At 60.6% G+C, this 20165-nt stretch carries 14 protein-coding genes and 1 pseudogene; 5 read left to right on the forward strand and 10 right to left on the reverse strand.

Features of this window, described 5'->3' with window-relative positions; genetic code table 11:
- Nucleotides 1–7 precede the first annotated feature (7 nt).
- Nucleotides 8–2332, forward strand: coding sequence for a DEAD/DEAH box helicase (locus tag ACSKT0_RS20370; protein ID WP_437774086.1), 2325 nt, complete (start codon nucleotides 8–10; stop codon nucleotides 2330–2332).
- 18 nt (nucleotides 2333–2350) lie between these two features.
- Here the strand turns inward: ACSKT0_RS20370 and ACSKT0_RS20375 are convergent, their stop codons facing one another.
- The 3 genes and pseudogenes from ACSKT0_RS20375 to ACSKT0_RS20385 all read right to left on the reverse strand — a co-directional run.
- The gene (locus ACSKT0_RS20375) at nucleotides 2351–2728 is read right to left on the reverse strand and encodes an Rv3654c family TadE-like protein (protein ID WP_437771342.1); all 378 of its coding nucleotides are present in this window, start codon (nucleotides 2726–2728) and stop codon (nucleotides 2351–2353) included.
- Nucleotides 2725–3138, reverse strand: a complete 414-nt coding sequence (locus ACSKT0_RS20380) for a TadE family type IV pilus minor pilin (RefSeq protein ID WP_437771343.1) — start codon at nucleotides 3136–3138, stop codon at nucleotides 2725–2727. The genes ACSKT0_RS20375 and ACSKT0_RS20380 overlap by 4 nt, the downstream gene beginning before the upstream one ends.
- Nucleotides 3139–3365: 227 nt before the next feature.
- Nucleotides 3366–3473 (reverse strand): annotated as a pseudogene (locus ACSKT0_RS20385) (DUF4244 domain-containing protein); the annotation flags it as partial.
- A gap of 37 nt (nucleotides 3474–3510) precedes the next feature.
- Here ACSKT0_RS20385 and ACSKT0_RS20390 point away from each other — a divergent pair.
- Nucleotides 3511–5001, forward strand: coding sequence for a recombinase family protein (locus ACSKT0_RS20390; protein ID WP_437771344.1), 1491 nt, complete (start codon nucleotides 3511–3513; stop codon nucleotides 4999–5001).
- A 149-nt stretch (nucleotides 5002–5150) separates the two neighbouring features.
- Here the strand turns inward: ACSKT0_RS20390 and ACSKT0_RS20395 are convergent, their stop codons facing one another.
- Nucleotides 5151–5597: a hypothetical protein gene (locus ACSKT0_RS20395; protein ID WP_437771345.1), complete on the reverse strand. Its 447-nt coding sequence runs from the start codon at nucleotides 5595–5597 to the stop codon at nucleotides 5151–5153.
- On the reverse strand, nucleotides 5594–6760 hold the full coding sequence (locus tag ACSKT0_RS20400) for a hypothetical protein (RefSeq protein WP_437771346.1): 1167 nt from the start codon (nucleotides 6758–6760) through the stop codon (nucleotides 5594–5596). The genes ACSKT0_RS20395 and ACSKT0_RS20400 overlap by 4 nt, the downstream gene beginning before the upstream one ends.
- Nucleotides 6761–6973: 213 nt before the next feature.
- Here ACSKT0_RS20400 and ACSKT0_RS20405 point away from each other — a divergent pair, with 213 nt between their 5' ends.
- Together ACSKT0_RS20405 and ACSKT0_RS20410 are read left to right on the forward strand one after the other, a co-directional pair.
- Nucleotides 6974–8185, forward strand: a complete 1212-nt coding sequence (locus ACSKT0_RS20405; RefSeq protein WP_437771347.1) for a DUF4238 domain-containing protein — start codon at nucleotides 6974–6976, stop codon at nucleotides 8183–8185.
- 2678 nt (nucleotides 8186–10863) lie between these two features.
- Entirely contained in the window at nucleotides 10864–11796 is a 933-nt protein-coding gene (locus ACSKT0_RS20410) for an endonuclease NucS domain-containing protein (RefSeq protein WP_437771348.1), read from the forward strand.
- Here ACSKT0_RS20410 and ACSKT0_RS20415 read toward each other — a convergent pair.
- Nucleotides 11793–12110 carry a type II toxin-antitoxin system prevent-host-death family antitoxin gene (locus ACSKT0_RS20415; RefSeq protein ID WP_437771349.1) on the reverse strand — a complete coding sequence of 106 codons (318 nt, stop codon included), beginning with the start codon at nucleotides 12108–12110 and terminating at the stop codon, nucleotides 11793–11795. The two genes, ACSKT0_RS20410 and ACSKT0_RS20415, sit on opposite strands and share 4 nt — an antisense overlap.
- 316 nt (nucleotides 12111–12426) lie before the next feature.
- On the opposite strand from ACSKT0_RS20415, the gene ACSKT0_RS20420 reads away from it, so the two are divergent.
- Complete coding sequence (locus ACSKT0_RS20420; protein ID WP_437771350.1) at nucleotides 12427–13233, forward strand: hypothetical protein; 807 nt, start codon at nucleotides 12427–12429, stop codon at nucleotides 13231–13233.
- A 114-nt stretch (nucleotides 13234–13347) separates the two neighbouring features.
- Here ACSKT0_RS20420 and ACSKT0_RS20425 read toward each other — a convergent pair whose 3' ends face one another.
- The 4 genes from ACSKT0_RS20425 to ACSKT0_RS20440 are packed head-to-tail and all read right to left on the reverse strand — an operon-like array spanning nucleotide 13348 to nucleotide 19976.
- The gene (locus tag ACSKT0_RS20425; RefSeq protein ID WP_437771351.1) at nucleotides 13348–16383 is read right to left on the reverse strand and encodes a type I restriction endonuclease subunit R; all 3036 of its coding nucleotides are present in this window, start codon (nucleotides 16381–16383) and stop codon (nucleotides 13348–13350) included.
- The gene (locus ACSKT0_RS20430) at nucleotides 16380–17597 is read right to left on the reverse strand and encodes a restriction endonuclease subunit S (RefSeq protein ID WP_437771352.1); all 1218 of its coding nucleotides are present in this window, start codon (nucleotides 17595–17597) and stop codon (nucleotides 16380–16382) included. Before ACSKT0_RS20430 ends, ACSKT0_RS20425 begins: the two co-directional genes overlap by 4 nt.
- On the reverse strand, nucleotides 17594–18409 hold the full coding sequence (locus ACSKT0_RS20435) for a hypothetical protein (protein ID WP_437771353.1): 816 nt from the start codon (nucleotides 18407–18409) through the stop codon (nucleotides 17594–17596). The genes ACSKT0_RS20430 and ACSKT0_RS20435 overlap by 4 nt, the downstream gene beginning before the upstream one ends.
- Nucleotides 18396–19976, reverse strand: coding sequence for a type I restriction-modification system subunit M (locus ACSKT0_RS20440; RefSeq protein WP_437771354.1), 1581 nt, complete (start codon nucleotides 19974–19976; stop codon nucleotides 18396–18398). Before ACSKT0_RS20440 ends, ACSKT0_RS20435 begins: the two co-directional genes overlap by 14 nt.
- Nucleotides 19977–20165 lie beyond the last annotated feature (189 nt).

The following is a 20165-nucleotide window of genomic DNA, read 5'->3' on the forward strand; positions in this document are numbered from 1 at the left end:
TGAATCGATGATCTCCCTTCTGGGCAGGAGCCCGGACCCGGAGCAGTTGCGACACGTCCGCACTATTCCGGCGCGCCAAGCGATCCATGAGCCATGGCCGGCCTGGACCCATCCCGATGTGGTCGCCGCCTACGGAACCTTGGGCATCCACGAACCGTACCGGCACCAGATCGAAGCAGCCGAGCTCGCCCACTCCGGCCAGAACGTCGTCATCGCCACGGGGACCGCCTCCGGGAAGTCGCTTGCCTATCAGCTGCCTGCCCTCGACGCGATCCATCGTTCCGAGTTGCGGGTGCTGTCCGAGCCGGGCAAGATCCACGACGACGGCGCCGTCACCTTGTACCTCTCGCCCACCAAAGCACTTGCAGCCGACCAACTGGCAGCGATCCGCGCGCTCAAGCTCCCCACGGTCCGGGCGGAAACGTACGACGGCGATACCGAGCAGTCCCAGCGCCGCTGGATCCGCGATCACGCCAACTTCATCCTCGCCAACCCCGACATGCTGCATTTCGGGATCCTGCCCAACCACACGTGGTGGGCCCGCTTCTTCCGTAGGTTGCGGTACGTCATCGTGGACGAGGCCCACAGCTACCGCGGGGTGTTCGGGTCCCATGTCGCCAATCTCATGCGGCGGCTCAGGCGAATCTGCGCCTACTACGGTGCCGGCACCTCCTTTCCTGAACCGGTCTTCATTGCGGCGTCCGCGACAGCGTCGGACCCCGGCACATCCTTTGCGCGCCTGATCGGCACTCCCGTCCGCGAAGTTTCCGAGGACTGTTCACCCCACGGCTCCACTACCGTGGCTTTTTGGGAACCTGCCCTGACCGAGTTGAAGGGCGAAAACGGGGCAAAATCCCGCCGGACCGCTGTGGCCGAGACCGCGGACTTGCTGGCCAATCTGGTGTCCTCCCGTGTCCGTACCATCGCCTTCATCAAGTCCAGGCGCGGCGCGGAAACAATTTCGTCGATCACCAAACGGCTCCTCGATGAGGTGGACCCCAGCCTGCCCCAGCGGGTTGCGGCGTACCGCTCCGGCTATCTCCCCGAGGAGAGACGGGCTTTGGAAAAGGCATTGCGTTCCGGTGAGCTGCTTGGCGTCTCCAGCACGTCGGCATTGGAATTGGGTATCGACATTTCCGGACTCGACGCAGTGCTGGTAGCCGGCTGGCCCGGGACGAGGGCGTCCCTGTTCCAACAGATCGGACGAGCGGGGCGTGCAGGCCAAGACGCCATTGCGGCCTTCGTGGCAAGCGACGATCCCTTGGACACGTACCTCGTCAACCATCCGGAGGCGATCTTTGATGTGTCAGTCGAGGCCACGGTCTTCGATCCCGGAAACCCTTATGTGCTCGGGCCCCACCTGTGCGCGGCAGCCGCCGAGCTCCCGATCGGCATGGCCGAACTTGAGCTGTTCGGGCCAACATCCGAATCCCTGCTGAATCAGCTGGTGGAACAGGGTTACCTGAGGAAACGGCCCGCGGGCTGGTTCTGGACCCATCCCGAGAGCGCCGCAGCCATGGTGAACCTCCGGGCAGATGGAGGCGGCCCCGTAAGCATCGTGGACTCCGAGACTGGCTCCCTGTTGGGCACCATGGACTCGCCACAAACCCACTATCAGGCGCACACGGGCGCGATCTATGTGCACCAGGGCGACAGTTACTTGGTCGAGGAACTGAACGAAGAGGACCATTGCGTAGTGGTTCGTCGAACCAACCCGGACTACTACACCACAGCGCGGGACGTGACCCAGATCGAGGTCCTACAGACTCTCCGGACCATGGAATGGGGGGATATCGCGGTCCACTTCGGCGAAGTGAAGGTAACTACACAGGTGGTCTCCTTCCAGCGCAAGGCACTGATTTCCAATGAGGTTTTGGGGGAAGAACCGCTGGAACTCGGGGCCAGGGATCTTTTCACCAAGGCGGTATGGTTTGTGGTTCACAACCGTTCGCTGACTGGAGCAGGCCTTGTCGAAGCCCAGTTCCCGGGTGCGCTTCACGCCGCCGAGCACGCCGCCATCGGGCTTCTCCCGCTGGTCGCTTCGAGTGACCGTTGGGATATCGGTGGAGTCTCAACAGCGCTCCACGCCGACACCGGAGTTCCCACGATCTTTGTCTACGACGGCCATCCAGGCGGTGCCGGATTTGCCGAGCGTGGCTTCGAAAAAGCCAAAGTGTGGTTGACCGCCACAAGGGACGCCATCAAAGCATGCGAGTGCGACACCGGCTGCCCTTCCTGCGTCCAGTCGCCCAAATGCGGCAACAAGAACAATCCGCTGGACAAGGACGCCGCGGTCACGCTGATCAACGTGCTCCTGCGGGACGCGGCTTAGACGCCGGTCCCGGCTGTTCTAGGGCGGCGGCCCGGCGCGAGAGCGGCCGGTCGCGGTCCCGAAGACTGCGCCGCGGTCCAGCTCAGTGCGGATCTCCACGATCCCGCCTTCGCCCACCGTGCAGGCCAACAACGAAGCTCCCTGCCGCGCGGCCGTTTCGCTGGCGACCACGCACGGATCTCCCGTGGTCAGGCCGCGGGCTGCGTCGGCTCCTGCGAGGGCCGCGAGATCGGCGGCAGATGCAGCGCGATGCCCCATCGCCACGGCCTGGGCCAGCATGAACGCCGCCGCCATGCAGATCATGACAACAAGGCCCAGGGCAACGGCGAGGATGGTTCCCGAACCGTATTCCGCAACACGCCCGCCATCGCCGGCGCGGGCGCTGCCTGCCCTCACGCCGCGACCTCTTCCACAGCGGCTTCGAGCCCGAGCAGCGGCACAGCACCTCTGAAATCCACAACGCCGTCCCGGGCGGCGAGGAAGGGAACGGTGGCCGCCGACGACTGCGGGCCCTCTCCCCTTGCCGATGCCGTCGCCGAAAGCCTCCACGGGATGAGGGAGCCCAACGGGCCAACGACCCGGGCGGAGACTGTGACCTTGATCCACTCGCCGTCTTCCGCAACGACAGCCGAGGCGGCATCGCCCGCCAGTCTTCGAACGATTCCGTCAACGGCCGCGTGGCCATCTCCACGGGCGAGGGCCCTGGCTCCTGCCCTGGCCGCCTCTTCCAAGCGAAGCTGCGTAATTCCCGCGGCCGATCCTGCCAGAAACAAGGCCAAAAGAAGCAGCACAGCGGGCAGCGCCACGGCGAACTCCGCAGTGACGGCACCGTGGTTCCTCTCAGGAAAAACATCTCGCCGGCTGCGCCCCCGCTGGCTATCCGGTTTCTCGGCCGGAGGAGGTCGCCTGATCGCAGGAGGCCGCTGCCGCACACTTCCCTCAGCGGAACGGGGTTGCATCGCGGCGAACCGCCAAGCCAATGCCCGCTGACGCATCGGATTCCCAGCACGGCGCTTTGAACCCCACCGGTGCGTCATGGCAGGGAGAGCGCGCTGCGAATGAGGTTGAGGAGGAAGCCACGTACTTCCTCACTGCGAAGAATGACCACCAAGAGTCCGGCGAAGCCCACTGCGGCTACTGTGAGCGAAGAGAAACATACTCCAGGCTAGACTGAAAGCATGTCCCCCCATGCTGTCTCCCGATCACCCCGCGTGGCCGTCTACGCCCGCCAGTCCGTCGACGAGGAGCAGGGCATTGCCCAGCAGGTCGCCGACTGCCGTGAGGAGGCTGCTCGGCGAGGCTGGCCAATCGCCGAGGTGTTCGATAAGGACAACGACACCAGCGGCAGCAAGGAGCGTGGGCCAAAGACCGACTGGGTGAAGATGCTACGCGCCTTCGACGACGGTCTGTTTGACACTCTCATCGTCACGGAGACCTCGAGGCTCACCCGCAACCTCGCCGACGTCCTCGATGTCACTCCGCCGAGGCGCTCGATGCGCGTGATTGTCGTCCGCCAGGGAATCGACACCGACATCGATGACTTCCAGCTCAAACTCCTCATTCTTGTCGCTGAGAACGAGGTCAAGCTGAAGACTCAGCGCGCCGCGCGCTTCGCGAAGGAACGCCGAAAGGCCGGCCACCCCACGTCGGGTATGCCGCCGCACGGCTATCGCTGGCTGCCGGCCGCCGAGCGCGACGCCGCTGGCACGCGCTACGTCATCGACGAAGACGAGGCCGCGGACGTCCGCCAGATCTTCCGCGAGTTCCTCGCCGGAGCCCCGCTCGCGCAGATCGCCCGTGATCTCAACGACGCCAATAGGCGCACGCGTCAGGGTGCGCGCTGGGGCGCGACCACGGTGCGCCGGGTTCTCTTGAATCCGCTTTATGCCGCACTCCTTCCTCCGGCACAGCCGAGCGGCCAACACGACCTCGCGGCTATCGACCTAGAAGCGTGCATGGCTGGCGCCTGGGAGGCGATTGTCGCGCACGAGCAACTGGTCGCCACTCGCGACCGCCTCGTTGGCGTCAAACCTAGCCACAACGGCACCGCGCGCCGGTGGCTGCTCTCCGGTCTGGCGGTGTGCTCCGTGTGCCGCGAGCCCGTTCGTTCAGCACGTGGGGAAACGCATCCGACGGCCCGCAAGGACGGCTCCGGCACAGCTCCCAGTCAGCGCTACCACACCTATCGCTGCGTCAACGGCCATTTCATGCGGAACGGGGACCTCATTGACCAATACATCTCCATGTTGTGCATTGCCCGACTGTCGGAGCCTGACGCTGCAACCTTGCTCAGTCCCAAGGCGGATAAGGCGGACATCGCCGGGCTGCACACTCGCCGCGACGCACTCCGGGCGACCCGGAAAAACGTTTTCGCGCTCATCGATGATGACCCATCACGGCTCGCAGCCGCGCAGGACCGCCTCGATGACATAGAAGAGAAACTGAGGACGGTGGACTCGGAAATCACCAGCGCCGTGGGCCTGAGTCCATTTGCCGATTTGGTCGGTGTTGAGGACGTGCGCGCTTGGTGGGACGCAAAGACCCTGGCTCGTCGCCGTGCAATTGTTGGCTTTCTGATGAGCGTCACAATTTGCCCTGTCGGCAAGGGCCGACGCGTTATGAGCTGGGAGGCCGTGGCAGAGACGGTAGAGGCCGTTCCGAAGGTCTGAGTCCCGCGGTCTCGCTGCGCACGCTGGCACTCACGAGCAGATCCGACCAAGAGAGCGGGCCGAAGCATAGGACTGAACCCCAGCCGTTCTGAGCAGTCGGGCTCCCTTGGCCTGTACTGGCCATGAGGTGAGCGGTTGTCTTAGGGATGTCACTCGTCCTTCAGACGGGCAAGGAACTCCTCGTTGGTCAGCACCGGAACTCCGAAACGACGCGCCATGGCCTGCACCGCTTTGTCGCCCGAGACTACAGTCCAAGTCAACGAGAAGAGCGCACCCTCCTCACCGCTCTGTTGTCCGTTCAGCGCGCATGCGACGACGAGGGGGTCGGCGTTGCCGCGGTTGGCGTAAAGGTCTACGAGCTTTCTATCCTCGGGCGGCACTGAGGCCATGACTTCGACGAGGGCTACGAGCATGTCCGGATTCGTTCGGTACTCGAGCTGCCTCAGCTCCTCGACATCGGGAAAGCCGTCGGCTTCGTGGAGAACCTCGCTGGGAATCCGGCAGTGCTGCTTGAAGAACGCGCTGGCACGGTGCGCCGGTCCGAGGAAGGTCAGGGCGTTGTTGTCGATTACGTATATGTCCCCGAAGTCGCTCACAGCACGGCCTCGCGGAAGGCATTGATCTGGTGCGGTCGGATGCGGCGGAGGCAAACGACGCGGCAGAACTCGCCGCGGGAGATGCGTCCGGCGTCGAGGACATCGAGCATGCGCCTGGAGAACTCTCGCCCGTTGTATCTGCGCACAGCCTTCATTGTCCCCAGCGTCCGGGTCTGGGACCTCGGGCGCTGGGAGAACTCGCGGCCCAGCTCCTGCAGGTGGGCGTCAGCGGCTGCAGGCGAGATCATCCCAAGCCGCATAGCTCTCACCGCGATAGCGCTGGGGGTGACCTTGAGGACTTCGGCCGCGGCCTTCACATCGTCGAGCATCCCGAGAGGCAAACCGCGCAGCGTCTTGGCCGGCATGAGGATGGCTCCGACGATGTCGTACTCTGGCCCGACGTCGGTCCCGGCGCTGGAGCCGTCGTAAGTGACCGGCATGAACTTCTTCTGTGCCACCAGCACGGCCATGAGGACAAGTGTGAAGACCATCCGGCCGGCGGGTTCCTCGCTGTCGCCGCGATTCCCGCCCGCGAGAAAGATGTAGGGCACCTTGGCGTCCCTGATGGCCATGCCGCTGAAGTTCCCCTTCACCTTTGTGAGGTTCTGCGGCATAGCGTTGGGGACGCTGCGAGAGACGAGGACCTGGTTCGCTTCGAGGCGCGCGGTCACTACCTCAAGCGCGTCGGCCTTCGAGCGTGCCACACGGATTGAATCGTGGGAGAGCCCTAGCGCCTCCATCAACGCGGCAGCGTCCTCTTCAATCGTCCGGCCGGGCCTGGATAGCAGTCCCACGATCCTGTTCCGGGTCAGGGTGCTGTCGTTCCTCTTCAACAGCTCTTGCTTGCGCATGAGGTCCTTGACGATCAGCTCGATGTCACGGAGGTGCACTCGGTCGCGGGAGTTCACCGCGAAGGTCTCCTTGGTGACCCCGGCCAACAGTTTGTCGGTCTTCGATCTGACCTGAGCCTCGGCCACCGGAAGCGGGGCGAAGAAGAGCACGTAAGGAATATCGCCCGTCCGCGCGAGGGCGACGAGGGAGTCGAACGTGATCGAGGAGGACTCGAGCGCATTCTTGTAGTCACTGTAGTTTGCAGCCACGGAGTTCTCGAGCAATACGGTGAACACCGCCTCATCGATGGGGATCCGCGTTCCATTCAGCACGACATCTATCTGCCTCCGCATGTGGCTGGGCTCGGCCGCCATTGTCTCCCCCTGACTCCCCCGCACTCATATATGAGCAGTCTCAGCTTCGCACACCGAGCCTGCCTTTCGCCTGATCCTCCGTACGGCGATGTACCCGATCGGCGGAGCCCGTTCGCTGCGTAGGTGCGCGCACCTGGCCTATTGTCACCGATCTGTACAGGGGTAGAAGCGATGGGGAGTACAGTCGTGGAGGCGATGAAGGCGAGGGCGATCCTGCACGTTGCGGTGCCAGGAGGGCACGACCGGATCGCCGGACGCTCATTCGGGATTGGGGAGAGCATGCCGCTCCATCACTATCTACCCGCGGCCTACGTCGGCGGCTTCTCGGCCGAAGCCAGCCTGCCCCGCAGGCAGCGGGAGGTTTGGTGCCTGCGGCGGGGATCCAGCGAACCGTTCAAGACAAAGCCGGCGCGGATCGGTGCCCAGAACGACCTCTACACGCTCCTCGGGGGCGTCTGGACGCCGCAGGCCGTGGACGAGATCTGGTCCTACTACGAGTCGACGCTGCCCACTGCGATCCAGGAGCTCACGGACTCAGAGCGACCACTGGATGCGAATACTTGGGTCCGCACACTCGTCCCGTTCGTGACGTCACTGTTCGTGAGAGGACGGGAATTCGAGAAGAGGTACGAGGCGCGGGATCCACGAATGACTGCAGCAATGAAGAACCCCGACCGCGCGAACCTTGCCCGTGCCTTCGAGTTCCAACGCCTGCTCGCACAGGTCGCAACCGCCCACTGGGGAGTCGCGACAGTAAGGGACCAGGGGTCAGAGTTCGTGACCAATGACCTCGGCCTCAGTGTTGCCGGGGCTCGCCAGTTCAGGGGCCGCCACGGCTGGCTAATTCCCCTGGACAGGAAGAACGTCCTAACAGTCACCCCGACCAAGTCCCGCGCCGTCGCCTTTCACTCTGGGCTGGGATGGAAAGCCCACATCGCACGGACCTCCGTCACCCCGGCGGAGGTCGACCTGATCAATGGCGCTACGGCTTGGACAGCCCAGGAGTTCGTCGTTGCCTGCAGTCGTCAGCGACTGGCGGAACTGCCGGACACGTGGCCGGACCGGCCCGATCCTGTCTGGCTGAGCGGTGGATGGGGCTGCGACCAGAGGGAGGCTATAGCTCACGAATTCGACTGGCATCGCCTCGCCACCGTTGTCGGGTCGCCAGGCTCTGCTCAGAGCAGGCAAAGCCTCCAGCTGATCAGTCCTTGGATATACAGCCAGCCTTGGTGCCCACCCTTGATCCTTCCAGCCAATCTGCCCGAGTTCCGCACCGGACTGCATCGGAAGGGGAACAGCCTTTGGCTCGAGCTCGGCCCGAGGAGAGGATTTCCCGGCGACCCGGAGGATCCGGGCGTGCCGAGGAGGTCTCGCTCTCGCTAGGCCTAGCTCGGCCGGCTGCAGCAATGTACCGGGCGACGATGGACGGCGGAACTCGGCCCCGCGGGTTTACCTCGATGCCCTAGCCCGTCGCCTATTCGCAGAGGATCCTTTTGCTTGAGCACAGTGCGGCTAGGCATGAGGCGTTGCTCCAGCATGCGGCCCCCGACTGGCCGGCACCGGCGACCGGCGCCGCTCCGTAGCATTGCCCTTCCGCTTGTCTCTGTCCGGGGGCCGCGACAGCGGTCACCGGGGGCTGGAGCCACTCGCGTCAGCGATGGCTTCAGGGGCACCCCAACGACGCGTCAGCGTTGGTGGGGAAGGGAGCAAAGCGACCGCATAAGGGCCCGGAGCGCAGCGATGGGTGAGGGAGCGCAGCGACCGAATTCGTGTCGGCTGTGCCGACCACCGAAGCGAAGCGAGGTGCCACGAACCCTTATGCCCTTTCTCTTCATCCGTCGCATCTGGAGCTTTAGCGGAAGATCGGCGGGATTTCTGCTGGTACATCAGCGGAAAGTAGCGCCTACCACATCGTTCCTACCCGACCATTTATGGTTCCTACTCGTAGGAGGGAGGGGAGGAGTGGCGCTAGTTTCCGCTGGTTTTGGGCGTTTTCGTTCCTACCGGATTTCATGGTGCGTGGCACCCGGTAGGAACGTTGCTGCGCAGCAGCGTCACGGGCCTGCGACGAAGGAGTAGGAACGGGTAGGAGCCCAAATTTGGTACTCGTACCAGCAGGCGCTGTGACGCAGGAACAGCGGTCCCATACGAGGTGCCACCGGGGTGCCGGCTGAGCGGCTGAGGGACGAAGACGGTGCGATGGTGACACCGAAGGCGCTGCGCAGCAGCTGTTGAGAGGCTTTGCTGACTAGGGTTTTCCGGCCCGCCAGGGCATGGTTCACACGCCTTCATCCCGTCGCCGCAACGCTGCGACAGTGGCTGGTCCGCCAGCCGCCACAGCTTGCGCTGCAGAGGTCCTCCAGGGACCGTCGCGGCCACCGCTCCGTCGGTGGCTGCCGGGCCTGTGAGACAGCGTCACAGGGGCTGTCACAGTGCCGTTCCAGAACAGCTGATCCAGTGTCGCGGCGGCATGGTTCCCCTCGCCAGGACTCCCGCCGCCGCGGTGCACCATCACCCGCTCCAGTGTCCTGCCAGCCCGGTGCCTGGGCGGCGTCAGCACAGGCGTTCAGTCTCTGCCTTTCTACACACCGGACTGGGGAACTTGTTCATCCAGTCCGGGCCAAGCACTGCTTGCCCGGGGACCGGCACGGGCCATGGCACAGCTTCCGCAGCGTGCCATCCAAGACAGCATCAACGGGCTTAGGACAGCCTGGCTCCCGGTGTCCAGGAGCGAGTCCTCAACGGGGGTGGGTGGCGGCCGTCGTCTGACTGGCCTCCCATGCTTTTGCGCCCCACCTGTCAACCCTCTGATCTGAGCTCACCTGGCTGTCCGGGGATCCCTGACACACGGTTGTCACGAGGAAAAATAGATGGATACATCTCCCCCTTGGGGCTCTAATTTTCCTCGAGGGAACCGGACTCCCGGACCGCCTGGTGAGCGCTGGGCGCAGGCGCCAGTGCATCGCCAACCCGCCCCCGCCGTCCCACGCTTTTAGAACCGTGCTTCCCACACTGCGTGGCCCTCGGCAGAGGGCCGGCCATGTAAAAAAATGCAGCCCGAAGGCTGCAAGTCTGTGGCCAATTCCAGCCCGTTTCTGGTCAGAAACTGACCAAAATTGGCCAGAGAATGGCCATGGAAAGTCCCGGATCCAGGTCCTTGGTGGTGAAATCAGCGCCGCGAGGCGCCTGGAACACCCGTTGGCCCAAATCCGGCCCGCATTTGGGCCTGATCCGGCCCAAATGCGGTCACAATGGGTCCGGAAGTCGATTCTGCTGTTTTGAGGGCCAAAGTGGGCCCAGAAAAGGCCCAATTTTGGCCCGGAAGCACGCGGGCACCGGACCGCTGGTCCAAATCCGGCCAATAGCTGGCCAAAAATGGCCCAAATAAGGGCCAGAGTGGCTCGTGGGGTCCATGTGACAAGAGTTGTTCAATTTTGCTCGGGAAGAATCGGACGGATCTGGCTTGTCGGGGCTCTACTGGCTGGCGATGAAGTCGGCGTGGGCCTGCTTGATTCTGGGACGGAACCCGGGCCCCGCCGCCAACCCCGGCCCGGGTTCCCGGGACGGACGGTTTGTGGGAAGGCGGTCTGCCAACGCTCCGGACCCCGTCGAGTCGGGGAGTTCGGAACCGGTTGCGATATATGTCGAAATTTGACGTGGTAGCTAAATAGCCAGCAACGCTGGTTCATGACGAAGTTCGATTCAGCTTTTAAGTAGGACTGCTGACGCGACCTGCCGCCCAGGTTGGTTCCGAAGGGGGCAGATCCGAATACTGGCCGCATGAGATATGAGAAACCGCGGTGCTGGCCGGCCCTCGAAGAGTCCTCGGCACTCGCTCACCGTCAAGCTCGACCTGGAACGGGCCACCACGCTGGCAATGAACCTGAACGCCTAATGCCCACTCCACGGAACGCTTGTTTCGGGTCTTGTGCAAGTGTCTGCATTCAACCGGACAATTCGGTAGCGCCGGCAGTACACCGGATGCCCGTCTTCTCCTTGCTTATGGATCACTCCACATCCGCAGCGGGCCTGGCGCTCATCGACGGAATGGAAGACTGGCGGTGACCGCGGAGCCCACACCCTCAATGTTCCCGATTCGGTCTGAGGCTGGCCTGGAGGACTATCTAGTAGCCGATCCTTCTCTTCTCGGGGAGGACTTGTTGATTATCGGCCGCCAGGTGGGCGTGGTCGGAGGAATCATTGATCTGCTTGCGATTAACTCGACCGGTGCTATTTCAATTGTGGAGCTGAAGCTGGGGAAAGCTCTTCCTGCCGTTATCGCCCAAGTTCTTGGCTATAGGCGCTTGATCAAGAGGCTGGACAGAGAAATGGTCATCCGCTTAGTGGCTGATGGTGGTCTGGGGATCGATTTGGCGCGAGCTTTCGAGCAGCGTTTCGGCCGCCCTCTGCCGACGTTAGTGAACGAGTGTCAGCAAATCATCATCGTTGCGGCCTCTGTCCACACGATCACGGCTGGCGGCATCCTGGCACTTCTCGAAGATGGCTTTTCGATCACTATGTTCCGATACGCCGCTGAGGTGGATGCAATCAACCTCATTCCTTGCTGTCGGTCTGATCGAGAAGTGGAGGAAGGCACTCACTTCGAAACGAAACTGTCAGCCCCTCCCAAGGGCATCATCGTGGAGGCGACCGGGAAAGGACGGTACCCGGTTGACAAGACCGTTCGGCGGTTCTGGATGACCCATGCCCAGGGCTTCGCCCCCTTCGCCACCTTCAGCTTCATCTTCGAGCGTTACGAGCTGTGGGCTGAGGCCCTAGGGATACCGCTCCATCAGAGTGGTCAATTCGGCCGCCAAGTGGCTGCCATAACCGCTGAAACTGACGAATGGAGCCGTGTTTTCGTCTCGCGGAATTGCGATATGGCTGAATACAACACGTTCAAGGCCCCGCCAGATAGTCGGCCGGTGTTCGGCGGCATTCACACCGCGGTGGCGTACAAGCGAAGTCCTATCGGGCCCGACACGGAACTCTAGTCTCGGTCACCCGGATCAGGAGCGGCATCAACACCCGGGGGTAATACAGCCGATATCAGATGATGGGCATTAGCGGAGGAACTCAGCAGGTGGACGGACTTCGCCGGGGCGTCGAACGAGTCCTTCGACATCAAGACTGCGGATTCACTTCTGGACACTATCTCGATCACGGGGCGGTCGAGGTTGACCCGCTCGATGAGTCCATGATCGCGGCGAGGCTTCCTCGTGATCATGGCCGTCGCGGCTTCTTGGTTGTATTGGACGTACAAATGCGCGGACTTCCGGGACTCTCCACGCGTTCGTAAGTAACGCATGGAAGTGGCCGGGACCACGCAGGCAGTGCCGATTTTCCGGTCCTCGAGGTCCCAAATGGGACTGTAAGGAGCCGGTTAGGAGGGCGCTGCCGGGAATGGCTCACAGCCAACCTTCCCCATCAGGTGTCTGGTCCCGGCTACCCTTACTTAAGTTTGGCCACAGATAGCGGCTCGATCGATAGCGCCAATGAAGCTGAGAGTGCGCCAGCCCTCTCCTCCAGCGGTATCAAGAATGGTTGCCTCAAGCGCCGGCCCAATGGCTGTCATTGGGTCGCCCTCAGTAATTCGCCGACGGCGGTGATTAAGGACCTGACGAATGCCTCGTTTGTTGTTTTATCTCGGCGTAATGCTCATATCGACGATCGTGGTGATATTTTCTGATCCAGGCGGCTGGATTTTCACAGTCTCCGGCGGTCTCGCGGTTGGCTTCGCTGTTCCTCTGGTAGACACGCTGGTTAATCACTTGGGCCTGCTGAAGATTGTCTGGTACTCCCTCTGTACCTGGAATAGGCGAGTCCGTATCTCGGCGTCGTACCTCTATCGCATTCGGGTCGACGGCGACTACCTTCTCGTGAAGGGAACACGGTTCGACCACTATCAGCCAGTAGGCGGCGTCTACAAGACTCATCCATCTTCGTCCGGCAGGCTTATGGACCTCAACGTGCTGGACGATGACTTGTTGGCTCCAGACGCAGTGAGTGAAGCAGACCTGAGGATCCGCGTTCCGGGCAGGAATCTACTGTCATTTGTGACGTGGTACGAAGGGGAACGAGGGCGTGAAACCGACGGCTGGCGCGAGTTCTATGAAGAGCTTGTTGCCACTGGCATATTGCCAGGTGAGACTTTCCGAGTAATCAAATACGACCGAATAACGCGCCGTTACAACCCATTGAGATACAGCGAATGGGCGCAAAGCAAGGAACTACTGATTGCGGACATTCTGGACCTTCTACCCACGGATGAGCAACTCGCAGAACTGAGGAAGCTCAAGGATCACCCCGATCCTCGGATCCTTTGGGCTTCAGAGAGACAGATTAGGCGATTAGGAGCGGCTGAGGGCGCGTCCAGTCAGACGACCCGGATCGCCGTGACAGCAGTGTGGACAATTGACGCAACGAACTGAATTCTTGACGGGCAGCAGTTGCATGTCCCTAGGAGGACGATACGTAAGTCAGTCCGGTGACTTAGGGCCTTTCTTACAGAGAAAGTGAATCTGAATCAGAGTAGATTGAACCTGCTATCTGAGCGAGCTGAGGCCGAAGAACCGTTCGAAAAAGGCACCGAGCTTGGCGATGACTTTTTGTTTTTTCTCGGCGTGTCCGCCGGCCGCGGAGAAACGCGAAACTGACGGTAGGACCTTGGTGATCGCCGTGCCAGTGGTGGATATCTGGCCGTCACGGAAGGCGGTCTCCACGAAGGCACGGGTCTCTTCCGGCCGCAGGTTCTCATCCTCGATGATGGTCTCCAGCTCGGCTTCCCGCTTGGCGGTGATGAAGGCCCGCCATTCCTGATCGACCTCTCCGTCGACAGAGAGTGAGTCAACGAAGTCTTCGATGAGGTCTTTCTTATTCCGCAGCGTTGGGCTGGCATCCACGGCTCGGCTGATCTCCGCCCGGATTTCCTTGTCGTCACCGTCGCCACGTTCGGCCCGGTACTTCTGGACAAGCATGAGAATGTAGTCGACGTTGATTTCGACCTGTTTGATCAGCTCGATCTCAAAGACAATGTCGTCCTTGATCTGTTCCTTGTCGGCCTTCTTTTCCTTGCGGAAATCCGCGTACAGGTCCAGGTACACGCTGCGGTAGTCCTGCCCCTGCCGCTCCGTGAGGATCTCGTTACCGGTGAAGTCATCAAAGGAAGTCAGGATGTTCTGGAGGCGCAGCACCGCACCAAACAGGCCAATGAACTCTTTCTGCGCTGATTCCCCGACAATGGGCGTCCCCAACGGGTAGCCGGCCAGTAATTCTGTGACCTTCTCGGCATAGTCGTCGTAGTACTCGCCGTAGGGCTTGAGCAGCACCACGCCACGGGCGTCCTTGTTTCCGAAGAGGGCGATGGCGTCGTTCGTCTGCTCTTCCAGGTCACGAAAGGAGACGATGTTGCCGTAGGTCTTCACGGAGTTCAGGATGCGGTTGGTCCGCGAATAGGCCTGGATCAGTCCGTGGGCACGCAGGTTCTTGTCCACGAACAAGGTGTTCAGGGTCGTCGCATCAAAGCCGGTGAGGAACATGTTGACCACGATGACCAGGTCGATCTCACGCTGCTTGAGCTTCAGGGACAGGTCTTTGTAGTAGTTCTGGAATTTGTCAGCCGTCGTGTCGTAGCTGGTGCCGAACGTCATGTTGTAATCCTGGATTGCGGCTTCCAGGAACGTGCGGGCGTCGGCGCTCAGGGCATAGGTGTCGAAGCCTTCCTCGTCCAGGGCGCCGTCTTCTACGGCGTCATTGGCACCGTAGGAATAGATCAGTCCGATCTTGAGCCGTTTGTCAGGTACCAGGTCGTTCTGCTGGGCCTGGAAGTGCTGGTAGTACGTCCGCGCAGCCGGGATTGAAGCCGTGGCGAACAGGGCGTTGAACCCGCGCACTCGCTTCTCACCGAGCGTGTAGCCCTCTGTGCGTTTGGTCTTCTGGTCGAAGTGCTCCCGCGTGTAGGCGACGATCTTGCTGACGCGTTCCGGGGCCAGGAGCGCCGTCTCGGTGTCTATCGAGGAGACCTGCTTGTCCACCACGGTCCCGACCTTGACGGTGTTGACGTAGTCGATGCGGAAGGGCAGGACGTTCTTGTCCGTGATCGCATCCACGATCGTGTAGGTGTGCAGCTTCTCGCCGAACGCCTGCTCGGTGGTCTTTAACTGCGGGTTCCCGCCAGTGCCGGAATTGGCGGCGAAGATCGGTGTCCCTGTGAAGCCAAACAGGTTGTACCGCTTGAACGCCTTGGTGATGGCCGTGTGCATGTCACCGAACTGGGATCGGTGGCACTCATCAAAGATAAGCACAACATGGCCGTCATAGATCGCATGGCCTTTGTTCGCATCGATGAAGGTGGAGAGTTTCTGGATCGTGGTGATGATAATCCGCGCGGCGGGATTCTCCAGCTGCTTCTTCAGCACGGCCGTGGAAGCGTTGGAATTTGCGGCGCCCTTTTCGAACCGGTCGTATTCGCGCATGGTCTGGTAGTCCAGGTCCTTGCGGTCCACCACGAACAACACCTTGTCCACCGAGGGCAACTTGGAGGCCAGCTGTGCTGCCTTGAAGCTGGTCAGCGTCTTGCCAGAGCCGGTGGTGTGCCATACGTACCCGCCAGCACCGAGGGTGCCCAGCCGCTTGTAATTGGTGGAGATCTGGATCTTCTGCAAAATCCGCTCAGTGCCAACGATCTGATACGGGCGCATGACCAGCAGCATCTTGTCCGCCGTCAGCACGCAGTACCTGGTCAGGATGTTCAGCAGCGCGTGCCTGGCGAAGAACGTCTTCGCGAACGCCCTTAGGTCGGTGATCGGCTTGTTCTGTGCGTCCGCCCACCAGGACGTGAACTCAAAGGAGTTCGAGGTCTTGCGGACCCGCTTGGACCCGGTAGCTTCACTGACGTGCTGGCGGCGCGTGGTGTTGGAATAGTACTTCGTCAAGGTGCCGTTGGAGATCACGAACAACTGCACATACTCAAACAACCCAGACCCGGCCCAAAAGCTGCCCCGCTGGTAGCGGTCGATCTGGTTGAACGCCTCCCGGATGTCCACGCCCCGGCGCTTGAGCTCAATGTGCACCATCGGCAGCCCGTTGGCCAGGACCGTCACGTCATACCGGTTCGCGTAATTCCCTCCACCGTCGCCCTGGGGAGTTTCATACTGGTTGATGATCTGGAGCCGGTTGTTGTGGATGTTCTGCTTGTCCAGCAACAAGATGTTCTTAACCGAGCCGTCATCACGCTTGAGCAGCTGAACATGGTCTTCTTGGATGCGCACCGTCTTTTCGACGATGCCGTCATTCGCGCCCGCCACCCGCTCAATGAAGAACTGGTCCCACTCACCATCGGAGAATGTGATGCTGTTCAATGCCTCCAACTGGGCACGCAGGTTCGCGACTAACTGCGCCTCGGAGGTGATCGACAGATACTCATACGCCTGCGACTGCAACAACTGGATGAAGTCACGCTCAAGGTCGGCCTCCGATTGATACGCAGTCGCCGCCTTCGCATCAGACACATACTCGGCAACAACGGTGCTCTCGTTCGAGACCGCAATCGGGCCATACTTCCGCGGAGTTGCTTCGATCATGCCGTCGCCTCCTCAAACGTGAGTAGCTTGTCGCGGTAATACTCATACTGCTTCCGACGAGCCGCGAGCTCGGCAGGAAGACCATTACTGATTTCATTAACGAGAGCATCGAATTTGTCGAGCAACTCGACTACCTGCTCCTGCCTTTCCTTCGTCGGCAGCGGAATCTCAACTGAGCGCACAATCGCGGCATTGAGGTTCTTAACCGTGCCGGCGCCCGCGCGACGCGCAAATTCTTCCTGCACAGGGGTCGCACGCAGCAAGTAATACAAATAGTCGGACACAAATGACTCCTCGAACTCGCTAATCGCAAGCCAGCCGTCATGGATGTACCCGTCGATCTTGGAGATGTATGGGCGCCCAAAGCTCATCGAATTCGAGAGAACGAAGTCGCCTGGCCGGACGCGGCGCGACTTCGCGGCACCCTCCGGTGTGACACGTTGCGCCGTGCGCGTGATGTACTTGCCGCGTGCAGGTACATCGCCGATCTTGATCCATGGGACACCGTCAGCACCGTCAGTGACAAATTTTTGGATGGGACGCGGCGACGCACCTCGAACGATCGTCGCGACGTCGCCAAACCTGACTCGGGGAACATCCTCAGCGCTCTCGAGAAGAACGCCGGCGTACTGTTCGTATTGGCGGCGGCGGGCTTCGAGCTCCGCTTCCAGCTCCGCTTCCAGCTCCGCTTCCAGCTGGGTGAATTGGTCCAAGATCCGCACAATCTCCCGCTGTACCTGAAGGGGCGGAACCGGGATCCGATAGTTCAGAATGGCTTGTTTGCTACCTCGTGGCATCTTTGCGCCCTTCGCGTGCTTCATGTTGTACGCAAAGAACCCATCAGAAGACAGCACATAGTATAGAAACTCGGGTGTGATCGCTGAACAATGCTCGTCCGAGATACGTATTGCGAGTACGTCTCCGCTGCATCCACCTGACTTGTCCGCGAGCCAGACTTTCTTTAAATACGGGCGGATGTTCCCTAGAAGAACGTCGCCATCTTGGTATGCGGTCAGGCGGGCAGTGTTAGGTAGGTAATTTGCATCGTTCTTTCCGCCCTTGTTCGGGAGAAGGTTGTCGACACCGATGAAGTTGGTCGGGTCGAGTTCGTTCGCATCGACACGAGTATCTGAATATGTAGCGACCTCACCTAACACTCGATGAGTGACACCGTGAGGTGCCAGGTCTCTAATTAGCTCGTTCACGCGGCTCATGCGGTCGCCTCGCCAGTAGTAGTGACCGCCGTTGAACCGCCAGTGCCCCACCCAAGAGAATCCATCGCTACCATGATTTCGCCACTATTCTTAACGCTATGAATAATTCCTAATATTAATCGTCTACAAGGCTGGTATTTCCTCAGGGCCTCGGATTCATTAGAATCGCCATGAATAACTTCGCTGAGCTCGCTAAACAGCTGGTAGCGATTATTGGAGAACTCGGCAGGGATGATTCGGTGTTGCCGGTCTACCTCCTCAAGCAGATCCCTGAACTGCCTTCTCTTGCCCCTGGCTGTAGTTGTCGGGATATCAACTGCATTGGCAACTTGCATCGTGATTGCTTCGAAGATCTGCCGCAAGTAGACCATTGAGCCGGCACCTAAACGATGATCGTAGGCCAACTGAGCGCGCTCCAGAAGGTCCTCAAAGCCACTGTCATCGCCCCTGACACGCGTTGCCGAGTTTCGACGCTGTTCTGTGTAGCGTTCTAGAAAGACGTATGGCGCCGGAGTGAAAAATCCCTCGGTAGAGCCAACCAGGAACCAGGTTTCTACCGAAGACAGGCAAATTGGGCACCTGAGGGATGCGTCAACACTTATTATTTTTTCGCTCGTAATCAAACACGATAGCTCGTCCCCGGACATAAAAGTGCGGTTATCCTCGCACTTTAGGCAGAAATAGTTTAGCGCCACTCTGCCTACTGAAATTTTCTTATTCTTACCCCAGCCAATGTTGCGAGATCCCAGAAAGCTTTCTACCTGAAATGTTGTGTTGTCGGGAGCTTTGGAAAGTACGTCAGACAACCGCATTGCTGAAGTCCTCGAGGTCCATGACGATCTCGTCGATCGAAGTGCGGAGTTCTTGTTGCCTTGTCACGATGCGGGCAATTTCGGCGTTTAGGTCAGTGATGTCGACCAGTTCGCGGGTGTCCTTGGCTTCAATGTAGGACGTCACCGCGATGTTGTAGGCATTGGCGGCGATGTCCTCGTTCTCAACAAGTGTGGCGAAGTGCTCGGCGTCTTTACGGGTGGTGAAGGCATCGAGTATGGCCTCCTGGTGTTTCCCAGTGAGCTTATTCTTGTTGCCGAAGCGGTCGCACTCTGCCGATGCGTCGACGAAGAGAACGGCGTTGTCGTTCTTAGACTTCTTGAGCACGATGATGCAGGTCGCGATCGTGGTTCCGAAGAACAGGTCCGGCGGGAGCTGTATGACGGCGTCGACGTAGTTATTGTCAATCAGGTACTTGCGGATCTTCTGCTCGGTACCGCCACGATAGAGCACGCCTGGGAACTCTACGATCGCTGCGGTACCGTTGACGGCAAGCCAGGACAGGATGTGCATCGTAAAGGCGAGGTCTGCCTTGGATTTGGGTGCGAGAACTCCCGCTGGAGCGAAGCGGGGGTCGTTGATCAGGAGCGGATTGGCGTCGCCGTCCCATTTGATCGAATACGGCGGGTTCGAAACGATGGCTTCGAACGGCTCATCGTCCCAATGCGCGGGATCTGTAAGGGTGTCGCCGTGGGCGAGGTTGAACTTCTCGTAGTTCACGTCGTGGAGGAACATGTTGATGCGGGCGAGGTTGTAAGTGGTCAGGTTGATTTCCTGGCCGTAAAAGCCCTGGCGCACATTGCCCTTGCCGAGTATTTTGTCGAACTTCAGCAGAAGGGAGCCCGACCCGACCGCTGGGTCGTAGACCTTGTTCACCTGTGTCTTGCCGACCACGGTGATGCGCGCCAAGAGTTCGGAGACTTCCTGGGGCGTGTAGTATTCCCCGCCGGATTTGCCGGCGCTGGAGGCGTACATCTGCATGAGGTACTCGTATGCGTCTCCGAACAAGTCAATTGAGTTGTCCTCGAAGTTGCCAAGCGGCAGATCCCCGATGGCATCCAGGAGTTTCACAAGCTTCTCGTTGCGCTTGGCAACCGTACTGCCGAGCTTGGAGCTGTTGACATCGAGGTCGTCGAAAAGACCTTTGAGGTCGTCCTCGCTATCGCTACCGACAGCTGATCCCTCGATGTTCTTGAACACCGCCGCCAGGGTTTCGTTCAGGTTCGCATCGTGCGACGCGCGTTCGCGCACGTTCGCGAAGAGCTCGGATGGGAGAATGTAGAAGCCCTTCTCTGCAACGGTCTCCCTGCGACCGACCTCTGCCTTTGAGTCGGGCAGGTCGGCGTAGTTGAAGTGGGGGTCACCAGCCTTATGTTCGCCGTTGTTGATGTAGGCGGTGAGGTTCTCGGAGATGAACCGGTAGAACAGCATGCCAAGTACGTAGCTTTTGAAGTCCCACCCGTCGACCGAACCTCTGAGGTCGTTCGCGATGCGCCAGATTGTCTTGTGCAGCTCGGCGCGCTGTCCTTCTTTGGTGGTGGGGGCCATATCTCGTCTCCTGCGCTGCTTCGCGCGAATAATTTCACTCTCGGGTTCAACGACTTAGAATATCTGCGAACTGTCTCGATAGAGCATTCCCGCGCGGGGCCCACAGACGATCGTGATGCAGCGAACGTTCGGTCCACCTACCTCACGGCCTAGCCGTCCTCATCGGAGTGGAGTGCCGGCAACGGGACA

The organism is Arthrobacter sp. KNU40 (genome assembly GCF_051515115.1).
Lineage (GTDB): Bacteria > Actinomycetota > Actinomycetes > Actinomycetales > Micrococcaceae > Arthrobacter.